Consider the following 13,941-nt stretch of genomic DNA (forward strand, 5'->3'; position numbering starts at 1 on the left):
CGACCCGGTGGTGGGCTATCGCAGCGCTCTCATGCTGTCAAAGCGCGGCGGCGATCAGGTCGGCGAGGCGCTGCGGCACTTCCATCGGGATAAAATGGCTATGCTCGGCCCATTGCTCGTCGCGTACCGCCCCGAGCCGCGCGCCGAGGCCGGGCCAGGACGGGCTGACCGAGAAATCGAGATTGCCCGAACGCTCGCCGGTGCGAGCGCGGATAACGGTCGACGGCGCGGTGATGTGGCCGAGCCACGCATAGGGATCGGTGTGCGCGGCGCCGAGGTAGACGGAAGCCTCGAGCCGCGGTGGGCAGGCGAGTTCCCAGCCCTCACCATCTGCGGCAGGAAGCAGGCCATAGCGGCAATAGTCGGCGAGGACTTCCGGTTGCCAATGCGCGTAAGGCGGGCGCTCGGCGAAGCTGGCGAACATCGTTTCCCAGCCGTCCCAGCGGTTGCGGCGGCGCGACACGGGATGTTCCGACGCGTCGGGCACCGGCTGGTCCGCCGCGTGCGCGTAGAAAACGGGATCCATGATCACCGGGTCGATCAGGAAGAGATGCGCGAACGCATCGGGGCGCTCGGCCGCGAGGCGGCTCAGCACATAGCTGCCCATGCTGTGCCCGCAGCCAACGAGCTTCGTGCCGGCGAAGCGATCGACCAACGGCAGCAGCGCGTCGGCGGTGATCGCCCATTCGGAGAGCGATGCGGGCTTGGCGCTGCGCCCGTGCCCGAGATGATCGGGCGCAATGACATGCGTGCCCGCGGGCAGTGCCGCGACGACCTGGTCCCAGAGGCGCGCGTGGAAGCCCGTCGCGTGGAGCAGGAGCACCGAAGGCCCCTGCCCCGGCTCACCCCATTCGAACCAGCAGATGGCGCCGTCCGGCGTTTCCTGCCGGTGCTCCCGGGGCTCGCTCATGCCTTAGCTCTTCGGGCCGTCGACGAGCCGGATGCTGAGTTCCTTGAGCTGCTTTTCGCTGACCGGCGCCGGGGCGCCCATCATCAGGTCCTCGGCCTTCTGCGTCATCGGGAAGACGATCACTTCGCGGATGTTCGGTTCGTCGGCGAGCAGCATCACGATGCGGTCGACGCCCGGCGCTGAGCCGCCGTGCGGCGGCGCGCCGAATTTGAAGGCATTGATCATGCCGGCGAAGTTCGTATCGACATCCTGCTGGCTGTAGCCGGCGATCTCGAACGCCTTGTACATGATGTCGGGGCGGTGGTTCCGGATCGCGCCCGACGACAGTTCGACGCCGTTGCAGACGATGTCATACTGATAGGCGAGGATATCGAGCGGATCCTTGTTCGTCAGCGCGTCCATCTCGCCCTGCGGCATCGAGAAGGGATTGTGGCTGAAATCGATCTTGCCGGTGTCCTCGTCGGCCTCGAACATCGGGAAGTCGACGATCCAGCAGAATTCGAAGCGACTCTTGTCGATAAGGTTGAGCTGATCGGCGACGCGGGTGCGCGCGAGGCCGGCGAGCTTCGCGGCCTTTGCCTCGACGCCCGCGGCGAAGAAGATGCCGTCGTTCGGGCCGAGACCCATCGCGTCGGCGATCGCCTTCATGCCTTCCTGACCATGGTTGTTGGCGATCGGGCCGCCGAACACGCCGTCCTTCTGCGTCGCATAGCCGAGGCCCGGGAAACCTTCCGACTGTGCCCAGCTGTTCATTTCGTCGAAGAATTTGCGGCTCTTCTCGTGCGTTTCGGGGGCGGCGACGGCGCGGACGACCTGCCCTTCCTCGACCATCGTCGCGAAGCGGCCGAAGCCCGAACCCTTGAAGAAATCGCCCACGTCATGGACGAGCAGCGGGTTGCGCAGGTCGGGCTTGTCGCTGCCATATTTCAGCATCGATTCGCGGTAGGGAATGCGCTGGAACGGCAGCGGCGAGACGGTGCGACCCTTGCCGTCGAAATCGGCGAATTCCTCGAACACGCCATGCAGGACGGGTTCGATCGCATTGAAGACATCGTCCTGCGTGACGAAGCTCATCTCGAAATCGAGCTGGTAGAATTCGCCCGGGCTACGGTCGGCGCGCGCATCTTCGTCGCGGAAGCAGGGCGCGATCTGGAAATAGCGGTCGAAGCCCGCGACCATCAGCAGCTGCTTGAACATCTGCGGCGCCTGCGGCAGCGCGTAGAATTTACCGGGGTGGACGCGGCTCGGAACCAGATAGTCGCGCGCGCCCTCGGGGCTGCTCGCGGTCAGGATCGGCGTCTGGAATTCGGTGAACCCTTGATCGATCATCCGGCGGCGCAGCGACGAAATCACGTTCGAGCGCAGCACGATATTCTTGTGCAGCCGCTCGCGGCGGAGATCGAGGAAGCGGTTGGTGAGGCGGATTTCCTCGGGATATTCGGTCTCGCCGAACACCGGCAGCGGCAGGCGATCAGCCGACGACTGCACCGTCACCGCGCTCGGGTAGATTTCGATCTCGCCGGTCGCGAGCTTCGGGTTCAGCGTCTCGGGCGAGCGCGCCGCAACCTTGCCCGTGAACGTCAGAACGGACTCGGGCCCCTGCGCGTTGACCGTCGGATAGAGGTCCGAACCGGTCTCCACCACGATCTGGGTGATGCCATAATGGTCGCGAAGATCGACGAAGAGCACATTCGCATGCTCGCGCGTCCGGTGCACCCAGCCCGAGAGGCGGACTTCCTCGCCGACGTTGGCGGCGCGAAGGTCGGCGCAGGTGTGGGTACGATAGGCGTGCATATTCTCGTCTTTCAATGTCCGGGGAGGCATGCGGGAAAACACGCCGAATATGGCCGCGCCCAAGGCAGCACGGCGCGCCATTTGTCAAGGGTGAAGGGCCGATTTGCCGCTTCCGCCGACTTTGTTTGCAGGGGGTATTTTTTCCTGCCTGTGGCGGCAAATCGCTGTATAGGCCCAGACATGCAAGTCCATCCGCTCATCGAAACCAGCGCAGCGCTCGTCGAATTTGTCGATCTGATCAAAGGCAGCGATTTCATCGCGGTCGATACCGAATTCATGCGCGAAAACACCTTCTGGCCCGAGCTGTGCCTGATCCAGGTGGCCGACAGCGAGCATGCCGCGGCGATCGATCCGATGGCTCCCGGGATCGACATGAAACCCCTGCTCGACCTGCTGGTGAACAATGAGGATGTGCTGAAGGTCTTTCATGCCGGCGGGCAGGATGTCGAAATCATCTTCAACCTGACCGGCAAGACGCCGCATCCGATCTTCGACACGCAGATCGGCCAGATGGCGCTGGGTCAGGCCGAACAGGTCGGCTATTCGAACCTGGTCGAGGCGTGGATCGGTATCCAGCTCGACAAGGGCGCGCGCTTTACCGACTGGAGCCGCCGCCCGCTCGACAAGCGACAGATCGACTATGCGATCGGCGACGTGACGCATCTCGCGAAGATTTTCCCGATGATGCTGAAGAAGCTGGTCAAGACGGGCCGCGGCCACTGGCTCGACGAGGAAATGGAAAAGCTCGCCGATCCGTCGAACTATAATCTCGATCCCGACGACGCATGGCAGCGGATCAAGGTGCCGTCGCGCAAGCCCGACGTGCTCGGCCGGCTGCAGGCGCTCGCCGCGTGGCGCGAGCGCGAGGCGCGGAGCAAGAATCTGCCGCGCGGCCGCATCGTCAAGGACGAGACGCTCGCCGATCTCGCCGCGCATCCGCCGAAGGATCAGGACGGGCTCGGCCGCGTCCGCGGGCTGTCGGCGACGTGGAAGTCGAACGACATCGGCGGGCGGCTGATGGACGCCCTCGCCAATGCGAAGAATATGGCGAAAGACGACATGCCCGACCGCGCGCCGCGGGGGCCGGGGCTCGGCAAGGAAGGCGTGCTCGTCGCCGACCTGTTGAAGCTGCTCCTCAAGATCCGGGCGCGCGAGCTCAATGTGGCGGCGCGGCTGATCGCGCGGAGCGACGATCTTGAGGCGCTGGCCGCGGGGTCACGCAACGATATTCCGATGATGCAGGGCTGGCGATACGACGTGTTCGGTCACGCTGCGCTCGATCTGGTCGAGGGCCGCATGGGCTTTGCCGTCGTCAACGGCAAGCTGGTGATGAGCGAGATCGACGCGGCCGCCGCGACCGAAGTCTAGAGCAGCACAAGCTCCGGCTTCGCATCGAGCGCCTGCGCGAGGATGCGCAGGCGCCGCTCGACCGATTCGCCTGCCAGATGATGCCAGCCAGCATCGAGGCAAAGGCGCAGCTTGCCATCGACGAGCGCGATGCCGCTGGCTTTCAGCGGCGCCTCGACCCCCCCGGTCAGTCGCTGCGCGAGGCGGATCGCAAGGCCCCATTGGCGCGCCCGTTCAAGACGATCCGCGCTCACAAGATTGCCCATCACCGGAAAATCGGAATCGGCACCGCCGAAGCCGGCATACAGGGCCCGCGCGAGCAGGATACGGCCGGGAATATCGATGCTGCGCCAGTTGCCGTGCAAACCGATCTCGGTGCCGCGGTCGGCGCGGAAATCGGGGTTCGCCGACCAGGCGACGTCGCTGAGCAGGCTGGCGGCAAGGCGGACGCGGCTGTCGGCGGGCGCTTCGCCGGCAAAGAGCGGCGCGATCCAGTCGGCGATCGCCCGCCCGTGCGGCGCAAAACGCGCGAGGCGGCGGCCCTCGAACTCGGCGGCGACGATCAGCGGGTCCTGTGCACGCGTGTCCTCGTCGAGCGCCTGATAGAGCAACCCTTCGCGGAGGCCCGACGACGACACGGTCATTTCGGGCACGTCGAGGATGTTGACAAGCGCGGCGAGCAGCGCCGCCGCGTCGGGCAAGGTTGCGGCGCGGTTCGACGCCATGCCGGGGATCGCGCGCAGCTCTTCGAAGCTCAGCCGCTTGCTCGCGCGGATCAGCCGGCGAAGCGCGGTGCGCGGGAGCGTGTGCTGGTCGAGCACCGCGAGCGGGTCCTTCGTCAGTTCGAGATCGAGACGCGACAGTGCACGCCACGAGCCGCCAACCAGATAGAGCGGCAGGCCCGTCAACCCCTCCCCCGGCCAGCCCGCGCTTTTCAGCATCTTGCGGATCGCGCGCTCGAACGCCTGTTCGCCGTCCTTCCGGAGCGCGGGAAGACGCAGCACGCCGAGCGGGAAAGAGGCGCGGCGGCCGACCTTGCCGTTCGCGACTTCGGCCAGCTCGAGGCTGCCGCCGCCGAGATCGACCGCGATGCCATGCGCATCCGGAATGGCGGAGAGCACGCCATAGCCAGCGGCCTCGGCCTCCTCCTCACCCGAAAGCAGACGGATATCGAGTCCGGCCTCGGCGGCGGCGGCGATGAAGGCCGGGCCATTTCCGGCGTCGCGCACCGCGGCGGTAGCGACGCATTGCAGATCCGCGACCTCCATATGCTTCGCCAGCAGCGCATAGCGACGGAGTGCGAGCAGGCCGCGTTCGGCATCTTCGGGCGCAATGCGGCCGTCGATCGACAGCCCCCTGCCCAATCCGGCAGCGACCTTTTCGTTGAAGATCACCGCGGGCGCGCGCGCCGGGCCTTCATAGACGACGATGCGGACCGAGTTCGACCCGATGTCGATTACGGCCGAGCGGTGAACCGTCTGCTTCGAGGAACGGAAAAGTGCCAAAATTCGTCAGGCCTCGCGCATCGGAAAGTCGAGCGTCGGAACGTCCTGGCGCTGGTGAAGCGACGTGCCACGGCCTGACAGCGACGGGTTGTTCATGAAATAATGGTGCAGGTTGAACGGTTTGTCGCCCGGGACAAGGCGCCGGTACGTCCCGTCGGGCTGGAGCACCCAGCTCTGCTCGTTGTCGATCAGGTTCGCGACGAGCACCTGGTCGAGGATCTGGTCGTGGACGGTCGGATTCTCGATCGGGATCATATATTCGACGCGGCGATCGAAGTTGCGCGGCATCCAGTCGGCGCTGGAGATGTAGAGCTTCGCGCGCTGGTGCGGGAGACGCGCGCCGTTCGCAAAGGCCCAGATGCGGCTGTGCTCGAGGAAGCGGCCGACGATCGATTTGACGCGGATCGTCTCCGACAGGCCGGGAACGCCGGGGCGCAGGCAGCAGATACCGCGGACGATCAGTTCGACGGGCACGCCCGCGGCGCTGGCCTCATAGAGCTTGTCGATGATGTCGGGGTCGACGAGGCTGTTCATCTTTGCCCAGACGCCCGAAGGCAGACCCGCCTTCGCCGCCGCAATCTCCGCGTCGATCAGTTGCGAGAGATGCTGTCGCATGTTGAGCGGCGACATGGTGACGAGTTCGAGCCGTTCGGGTTCGACATAGCCGGTGATGTAATTGAACAGCTGCGCCGCATCACGGCCGGCACGCGGGTCCGCGGTGAAGAAGCTGAGATCGGTATAGATGCGCGCGGTAACCGGGTGATAATTGCCGGTGCCGAAGTGGCAATAGGTGCGATAGCCCTGCCCCTCGCGGCGCACGACCATCGAGATTTTCGCGTGTGTCTTCCACTCGATGAAGCCGTAGACGACCTGCACCCCGGCGCGTTCGAGCTGGTTCGCCCAGAGGAGATTCTGCTCCTCGTCAAAGCGCGCCTTGAGCTCGACCACGGCGGTGACCGACTTGCCCGCCTCTGCCGCCTCGATCAGCGCACGGATGACCGGCGACTGGTTGCCGGCGCGATAGAGCGTCTGCTTGATCGCGACGACATCGGGATCGGCCGCAGCTTGCCGCAGGAAAGAGAGCACGACGTCGAAACTCTCATAAGGATGGTGGACGACGATGTCCTTCGAACGGATCGCCGCAAAACAGTCGCCGCCATGCTCGCGGATGCGCTCGGGAAAGCGTGGCGAATAGGCAGGGAATTTGAGGTCGGGGCGGTCGACGTCGACGAGCGCGGAGAGCGCCGCGAGGCCGATGAAACCGCCGATCTTGGCGACGATCGCTTCATGCCCCTGAATATCGGCGTTGAGCACCGCGGCGATTTCGGCCGGCATGTCGGCCTCGATCTCCATCAGGATCACGCGGCCGCGGCGGCGGCGGCGGATCGCAGTGCGGAACAGGCGCACCAGGTCCTCGGCCTCTTCCTCGATTTCGATATCGCTGTCGCGGATGATGCGGAACACGCCGAGCGAGCGTATGAGGAAGCCCGGGAAGATCAGGTCGCCGAAAATCTCGATCAGATATTCGATCGGCACAAAATTGCCCGCCTCGCCCGGCACCGGCACGAAACGCGGCAATGACGCCGGGATCATCACGAGTTCGCGAACCGTATCGCCCGTCGCCTTGCGTTCCAGATCGAAGATCACACCGACGCCCCGGTTCGGAATGAACGGGAACGGATGCGCGGGATCCAGCACCTGCGGAGTCAAGATCGGGAAAATCTGGTCCAGGAAATACTGGCGAAGCGCGCGGCGCAGCTTCTCGACGTCCGAACCTGTGCCGTGGACGACAATCCCCTGTTCGGCGAGCAGCTGATGCAGCCGCTGCCACTCGCTCTGCTGCTGGTCGACGAGGCGATGCACCTCGGCCTCGATCTCGGCGAGTTGTTGCCCCGGCGAGCGGCCGTCGGCGGAGGGGTCGTCGATGCCCTGCAGTTGCTGTCCCTTGAGCCCCGCGACGCGCACCATGAAGAATTCGTCGAGGTTGCTGCCCGAAATCGACAGGAAGCGTAGCCGTTCGAGCAGCGGATGCGCGGGATTGCGTGCTTCCTCCATCACCCGCCGGTTGAAGGCGAGCCACGACAATTCGCGGTTGAAGAAACGTTCGGGGCCGAAAGTCGGAAGCGCCTTGTCGGCGTCATTGTCTGCGCGAAGGGGGCCGCCGGCTATCGACATTTTGCTTCATCCTGCCTTTCGAGGAGATCGGGATCGATCAGCCCCTGTGACAGTAATGTTTCACGCGTAAGACGAATGCTAACGCCGCGCCCTTTTTCGAGCGACGCGGCGTCGAGCGCCGCGACAACCCGATGGATCATCGCATAGCTGCGCTCCATCCGGGGCACGATATAGGATGCGACCTCGGGTGCCAGCGCCATGCCGCGCTGCGCGAACAGCGCCTCGATCAGGTCGCGCGCCAGACAGTCGTCGGGCTCGCCGATCGTCAGGACCGGCACCGCAGCAAGGCGCGAGGCAAGGTCGGGAAGCCCGATGCCCCATTCTGCCGGCGGCGCATCGGCAATGATCAGAAGCGGCGTGCCCGAGGCCTGAGCGGCGTTCCACGCGTGGAAAATCTCTTCTTCCGAAACGCTGCCGTGCCCGTCGATTACCCGGCCGCCGGCTTCTCTCGCGAAGAGCCGTCCCATCAGGCTGCGCCCGGAACCGCGCGGCCCCGTAAGCACGGCCGTCCGGACAGGCCAGGTCGCAACGTGGCGGAGGTAGCGCACCGCATCGGCATTGCTCGCGCCGACGATCAGCGGACCGTCGTTCGAGCCGCCGGCACTCCAGTCGAGCGGCAGCGCAATCTGTCCCGAGGCAGCCATCAGCGGCTGATCCTGAGCTGGCCGCCGCCTTCCTGAACCTTGAAGCCGCGGGCGGCGAGCGCCGCCTTGAGCGCCGCCAGATCGCCGCGGAACGAGACGCGCATCACCGACGTGCCCCCGAGCGCGAGGCTGGTCGTCGATGCCGACTGGACGCCTGCGGCACCCGCGACGGCACGCTCGGTCGCCGACACCGAATCGACGTCGGGCGAGTTGTACTGGACGGTAAAGCTCTGGACGCCGACAGCCGGTGTCGCAGCCGTCGCGCTCGTGTCGGTCTCGCTCGGCAACGCATCCTCATCGGTCGCGAGCTCTTCGGGCAGCTCTTCCTTCTCGACGGGCTTTTCGAGGACGAGATAGGCATCGGTGCGCAGCACGCCTTCGGCGAGTGCGGTCGTGTAGAGGCTATCCATCCGCGCGACTGCCTTTTCCATCATGTCGGGCAGCGCCGCGGGGCTGGGGCCGGTCATCGTGAAAGTACCAATGAGCTTGTTGTCGGGACCGAAGCGCGCCGCGAAATAGCCTTTAATGGGACCGCCGGGATAGCTGTACTCGACCCGCGCGATCGGCGTCAGCACATCGGCGGCGCCATATTGGTCGAGGATCACGCGCCACCACACGCGCCCGCGGCGGCCGGTCTGGCCCGCGTTGAGCAGCAGCGTATCGGCGCCAGTGCCCGCGGTGCGGACATAGTCGATCGCGCTCTGGCCGGTATTATATTCGGCCCAGGCGCGCTGCCACGCGCTGCGCTGTTCGAACACCTGCTGGATGCCGTCGACCGAATAGACGGGAATGACGAGCAGCGGCGGCGAACGGAGCGTGCGGCCGCTGACGCCGAGGATCTGGCCGGCACGGACACGGTCGAACTGGACGCCGAGCCGCGCAACATAGCGGCGCGGGCCGATCTGCTCGTCCTCGACGACGACCGCGGTAACGATGCCGTCGAGCACCGAATCGCCCAGCGCCGGACCGTCGCTGCCGTTGATCCGCTTGTAGAGCTGCGCCCAGCCCTTGCGCTGCGCCTCGCGCCAGCCCTTTTCGCGCGCATCCTCGGCGTTGTCGCCGGTGACGTCGACCAGTATTCCGCTTGCAAGGAAGTCACCGCTGCTGTTGATCGGCGTGATGCCGCGGTCGCCGCGGCTGATCTGCCCCTCGACGATACCCGCGAGCAGGATCGCGAAAAACAGGCCGAAAAGCGCCGCCCAGCGCCAGTCGCGCGGGCCAAGCGAGCGAAGCCAGAAGCCGGGAGTCGAACGGGGGAAAGCGGCCGCAGTCATATCTTCTCTATGCTCTGCCCAAAAGCGAGGCTCCGGACAAGGAAATCATGGCATTTGTCGGCCGGAAGCGTTAGTCGCGCGGGCCATGGATTCCAAGCACAACCAACCCGCCTCCTACACTTATGCGCAGGCCGGCGTCTCGATCGAGACCGGCAATGCGCTGGTCCGTGCCATCGCCCCGCTCGCGCGATCGACCCGCCGCCCGGGCGCCGACGCCGACCTTGGCGGGTTTGGCGGCTTCTTCGACCTGAAGGCGGCGGGGTTCAACGACCCCCTGCTCGTCGCGGCAAACGACGGCGTCGGCACCAAGCTGAAGCTCGCGATCGAATCGGGCAAGCATGACGGCGTGGGAATCGACCTCGTCGCGATGTGCGCGAACGATCTGATCGTACAGGGCGCCGAGCCGCTGTTTTTCCTCGATTATTATGCCACGGGCAAGCTCGACAACGATGTCGCGACCGAAGTCGTCGCGAGCATCGCCGAGGGTTGCAAGCAGGCCGGTTGCGCACTGATCGGCGGCGAAACCGCCGAGATGCCGGGCATGTATTCGGACGGCGACTATGATCTTGCGGGCTTCTGTGTCGGCGCGGTCGAGCGCGATCAGGTGCTGACCGCCGACAAGGTGGCGGCGGGCGACGTCATTCTGGGCCTCGCCTCGTCGGGCGTACATTCGAACGGCTTTTCGCTCGTGCGCCGCCTCGCGGCCGACAAGGGTTGGAAGCTCGACCGCCCTGCCCTGTTCGACCAGAATATCCGCCTGATCGACGCGCTGATGGCGCCGACGCGCATCTATGTGAAGAGCCTGCTTCCGCTTGTGAAAACCGGCAGGATCCATGCGTTGGCTCACATTACCGGCGGCGGCTTGCTCGAGAATATCCCGCGCATCCTGCCCAAGACGCTGCACGCGCATGTCGACGCCGACGCGTGGGAGCAACCGCGGCTGATGGCGTTCCTGCAAGCGCAGGGCAATATCGAGCCCGAGGAAATGGCGCGCACCTTCAACTGCGGGATCGGCATGGCGGTCGTCGTTGCCGAAGCCGACGTCGCCGACGTGACATCCGCGCTCGAAGCTGCTGGCGAGACGGTCCACCGCATTGGCCATATCGCCGAAGGGGAAAAGGGCTGCACGGTCAGCGGCGGGTCCGAGACCTGGAGTGCCATGGCCGCATGGAGCGCCACGCATAATGGCTAAGGCGCGCGTCGCCGTCCTGATCTCCGGCGCCGGCACCAATATGGCGGCGCTGCTTTACGCCGCGAAAGCCGCCGATTGCTCCTATGAGCTGGTGCTCGTCGCCAGCAACAATCCCGACGCGCCCGGCCTCGCGATCGCCGAGGCCGAAGGTGTTCCGACATGGAGCCTGTCGCACAAGGGCATGAACCGCGACGCGTTCGACGCGCTGGTCGACGGGCAATTGCGCGATGCCCGCGTCGAGTTCGTCGCGCTCGCGGGCTATATGCGCATCCTGAGCGATGACTTCGTCGATCGCTGGGCCGGCAAGATGGTCAATATCCATCCCAGCCTGCTGCCGAAATATGCCGGGCTGAATACCCACCAGCAGGCAATCGACGCGGGCGACGGCTTCGGCGGCTGCAGCGTGCATATCGTGACGCCGGGTGTCGACGAAGGCCCGGTCCTGGCGCAGACCGAGGTTGCGATCGTCGCGGGCGATACCGCCGGGAGTCTTGCCGAACGCGTCCGCTTTGCCGAACACCAGCTCTATCCGACCACCCTCGCCGCTTTCGTCGCGCGCGAACGCTCGCCCGACTGGCTGCTCGGCCGCGTCCGCGAGCTCGCGATGGCGCTGCCCGAGGCCGACGAGGTCACATCGCACGGCATGCCCTGCTTCGGGATCGTGAAGGGCAAGAAGTTCGCCTATTTCACGCAGGACCATCACGGCGACGGCAAGACCGCGCTGCTGGTCAAGATCAGCGGTGCCGACGAGCAGGCGCAGCTGATCGAACTCGACGAGGATCGTTATTATCGCCCCGCCTATTTCGGCGACGGCTGGATCGGTATAAGGCTCGATCTGGGCGATACCGACTGGGACGCGATCGGCGAATGGCTGCGCAAGAGCTGGCTCGCGATTGCACCGAAGAAGCTGGCGGGGTTGATGGGAGCAGCGGAGGAGTTCTGACGATGGCGCGATTGTTCGCTTGTCTGTTGATCCTGTTGCTTGGCGGCTGCGGAATGGCTGTTTCCGAAAAACCGATGTTCGCCGAAGCCGACGCGGCGGGCGCGCCGACGCCCGCCGACGGCATCTGGCTGATCCGGGACAAGGCCGATTGCCGTTTCGACGAAGCCGAGCCGATGGCGCGCTGGCCCGCATGCGCAAGCTGGGCCGAATATCGCGACGGCCGCTGGTTCGAGCCCGTCGGCGGTCGCGGTCCGACGATGAAACCGCTCGAGAGCGACATCCTGCTTGTCGGCGGCAAGGTCGCACTGATGCAGATCCGCTACGCCGAAGGAATCGACGGCACCGGAAAGGATCCCGTCTATTTCTTCATGGCTTTCGACAATCCGGCCGGAGACCGGAAACTCAAGTCCATTGCCCTGTGGCCGGTCATGTGCGGCACGAAGATCGACTACAAGACCGCCGCGGAAGAACGCAGTCCCGAACCGGTCGTGAAAAAGCGCTATCCGGGCTTCGACGAAAAATGCCGGCCCGCGTCGCAGAAAGCATTACGATCCGCTGCGTCGGCAAGCCGCCCGGAGCCGTCCAAGCTTCTTCGCCTCGAATGGATGCGCGAGCGGCAGGGCTAGCCGACGCCTACGAAAAAGGCCGCCGGATTGCTCCGGCGGCCTCTTCGGTCCGGGTTTGCCGTTTGGCTTAGCCGACGATTTCTTCGGGCTTGAAGAAATAGGCGATTTCGATCGCCGCATTCTCGTCGCTGTCCGAGCCGTGGACGGTGTTCGCTTCGATGCTCTCGGCGAGTTCCTTGCGGATCGTGCCGGGCTCGGCGTTCGCCGGGTTGGTCGCGCCCATGATGTCGCGGTTCGCCTGCATCGCGTTCTCGCCCTCAAGGACCTGCACGACGACGGGTCCGCTGATCATGAAGTCGACGAGTTCGCCGAAGAAGGGGCGTTCCTTATGCACCGCATAGAAGCCTTCGGCCTGTTCGCGGGTCATGTGGATGCGCTTCGATGCGACGACGCGCAGCCCGGCGTCTTCCAGCATCTTGGTGACGGCGCCGGTGATGTTGCGACGCGTGGCGTCGGGCTTGATGATCGAGAAGGTGCGAGTGATCGCCATGGGGAAGCTCCTGCGTTGGTTTGTTATATGATGCGCGCGCCTCTAGCCGCGCTTTTGCGTGGCCGCAAGGACGAAGCCGCGAACGCCGTCAAACTGCCCCGGCGCGCCGCTATTTCCCCATCACCGCACCCATGACGCGGTTCCCCGACTGGATGATGGTGAATTTTACATCGCCCGATCCGTCGGGACGGTCGGCGACAAAGATCGTTGTGCTTCCACCCTCGACCTGACCGGTGATCTTCATGCCCTGCGCTTCGGCCTGCTTCCGGAAATGCGCGATGACGTCGGCCACCTTCGCTTCGACCTCGAAACTCGCAGCAGTGCCGCCATCATAGGTCGAGGCGGAGAAGTTCCGGGCCGGTCTCGACCCCGGATAAGGCGAGAAGCCCTTGGGATATTGCTGATTGTCGTCGCCGAATTTCGTTTCGCCTACCCCGTCCCGTACGGGCGCTTGAGGGGTGACTACATCGGCCGGCGAGCCCTGATCGCCACCACGCGCCACGGCTTGCCCCTCGCCGCTGCCGCAAGCCATCAACAGCAGTGCCGCCATCAGACCCGTTTCGCGCATAATCCTTAGCCCCGCTCCCTATGGCCCCTCGGACCAGCGTCCGTTTTCATCCTGCTTCCAGAAACGGTTGTCGACATCGTCGCGCGCCGCGAGCGCGCGCCAGGTCGCGCGGGCATCGTCGATGCGGCTGTTGTCGAAGAGCAGAAAGGTACGCTCGAAGGCCAGCGCCTCCTCGCGCCATTCGCCGTCGGCGAGCGCGATATGGGTGGCGCCGTTGGGCGGCACGGCATCGAGCGTGCCGGCGAGCAGGATCGGCTCGATCGCCTCGTCCGGTGAACCCGCATTCCCGTGCGGCAGGAAGCCGGCGGGCTGCAGCGTCCACAGCGCTTCGTCGATCGACTGCCGCTGCATCGCCGGGGCGGCGACCACCAGCAGGCGGTCGCCATTCCCCAGGATTCGCGTCGCGATCGCCGGCAGCACCCGTTCGACCGGGTCGCGGGTCAGCCGGTAGAAGTCGACGCGCGCCACGCTCT

General features: G+C 65.5%; 13 protein-coding genes. 4 read left to right on the plus strand and 9 right to left on the minus strand.

Features of this window, described 5'->3' with window-relative positions; genetic code table 11:
- Positions 1 to 37 precede the first annotated feature (37 nt).
- Together L7H23_RS05055 and aspS are read right to left on the minus strand one after the other, a co-directional pair.
- Complete coding sequence (locus L7H23_RS05055) at positions 38 to 910, minus strand: alpha/beta hydrolase (RefSeq protein ID WP_237838264.1); 873 nt, start codon at positions 908 to 910, stop codon at positions 38 to 40.
- Positions 911 to 913: 3 nt separating this feature from the next.
- Positions 914 to 2,704 (minus strand): aspartate--tRNA ligase, encoded by a 1,791-nt coding sequence (gene aspS, locus L7H23_RS05060; RefSeq protein WP_237838265.1) that lies wholly within the window; start codon positions 2,702 to 2,704, stop codon positions 914 to 916.
- Between the two features lie 180 nt (positions 2,705 to 2,884).
- On the opposite strand from aspS, the gene rnd reads away from it, so the two are divergent.
- Positions 2,885 to 4,072: a ribonuclease D gene (gene rnd, locus L7H23_RS05065; protein ID WP_237838266.1), complete on the plus strand. Its 1,188-nt coding sequence runs from the start codon at positions 2,885 to 2,887 to the stop codon at positions 4,070 to 4,072.
- Here rnd and L7H23_RS05070 read toward each other — a convergent pair.
- The 4 genes from L7H23_RS05070 to L7H23_RS05085 are packed head-to-tail and all read right to left on the minus strand — an operon-like array spanning position 4,069 to position 9,649.
- Positions 4,069 to 5,556, minus strand: coding sequence for a Ppx/GppA family phosphatase (locus L7H23_RS05070; protein ID WP_237838267.1), 1,488 nt, complete (start codon positions 5,554 to 5,556; stop codon positions 4,069 to 4,071). The genes rnd and L7H23_RS05070 overlap by 4 nt on opposite strands.
- A 6-nt stretch (positions 5,557 to 5,562) precedes the next feature.
- Entirely contained in the window at positions 5,563 to 7,731 is a 2,169-nt protein-coding gene (locus tag L7H23_RS05075; RefSeq protein ID WP_237838268.1) for an RNA degradosome polyphosphate kinase, read from the minus strand.
- The gene (locus tag L7H23_RS05080) at positions 7,722 to 8,375 is read right to left on the minus strand and encodes a chromosomal replication initiator DnaA (protein ID WP_237838269.1); all 654 of its coding nucleotides are present in this window, start codon (positions 8,373 to 8,375) and stop codon (positions 7,722 to 7,724) included. The genes L7H23_RS05075 and L7H23_RS05080 overlap by 10 nt, the downstream gene beginning before the upstream one ends.
- On the minus strand, positions 8,375 to 9,649 hold the full coding sequence (locus L7H23_RS05085) for a heavy-metal-associated domain-containing protein (RefSeq protein ID WP_237838270.1): 1,275 nt from the start codon (positions 9,647 to 9,649) through the stop codon (positions 8,375 to 8,377). Before L7H23_RS05085 ends, L7H23_RS05080 begins: the two co-directional genes overlap by 1 nt.
- Positions 9,650 to 9,734: 85 nt before the next feature.
- On the opposite strand from L7H23_RS05085, the gene purM reads away from it, so the two are divergent.
- From purM to L7H23_RS05100, 3 genes are read left to right on the plus strand one after another with little or no spacing between them, the layout of a single operon-like run.
- A complete protein-coding gene (gene purM, locus L7H23_RS05090) occupies positions 9,735 to 10,841 on the plus strand; it encodes a phosphoribosylformylglycinamidine cyclo-ligase (protein ID WP_237838271.1) in 1,107 nt (368 codons plus the stop codon).
- Positions 10,834 to 11,784 (plus strand): phosphoribosylglycinamide formyltransferase, encoded by a 951-nt coding sequence (gene purN / locus L7H23_RS05095; RefSeq protein WP_237838272.1) that lies wholly within the window; start codon positions 10,834 to 10,836, stop codon positions 11,782 to 11,784. The genes purM and purN overlap by 8 nt, the downstream gene beginning before the upstream one ends.
- 2 nt (positions 11,785 to 11,786) lie before the next feature.
- Complete coding sequence (locus tag L7H23_RS05100; protein ID WP_237838273.1) at positions 11,787 to 12,410, plus strand: hypothetical protein; 624 nt, start codon at positions 11,787 to 11,789, stop codon at positions 12,408 to 12,410.
- A 67-nt stretch (positions 12,411 to 12,477) separates the two neighbouring features.
- Here L7H23_RS05100 and ndk read toward each other — a convergent pair whose 3' ends face one another.
- The 3 genes from ndk to L7H23_RS05115 all read right to left on the minus strand — a co-directional run bounded on the left by ndk (position 12,478) and on the right by L7H23_RS05115 (position 13,936).
- Entirely contained in the window at positions 12,478 to 12,900 is a 423-nt protein-coding gene (ndk, locus tag L7H23_RS05105) for a nucleoside-diphosphate kinase (RefSeq protein WP_237838274.1), read from the minus strand.
- Positions 12,901 to 13,009: 109 nt separating this feature from the next.
- A complete protein-coding gene (locus L7H23_RS05110; protein ID WP_237838275.1) occupies positions 13,010 to 13,468 on the minus strand; it encodes a hypothetical protein in 459 nt (152 codons plus the stop codon).
- Positions 13,469 to 13,486: 18 nt separating this feature from the next.
- A complete protein-coding gene (locus L7H23_RS05115) occupies positions 13,487 to 13,936 on the minus strand; it encodes a DNA polymerase III subunit chi (protein WP_237838276.1) in 450 nt (149 codons plus the stop codon).
- Between the last annotated feature and the right edge of the window lie 5 nt (positions 13,937 to 13,941).

The sequence above is a fragment of the Sphingopyxis sp. BSN-002 genome (assembly GCF_022024275.1).
Taxonomy (GTDB): Bacteria; Pseudomonadota; Alphaproteobacteria; order Sphingomonadales; family Sphingomonadaceae; genus Sphingopyxis.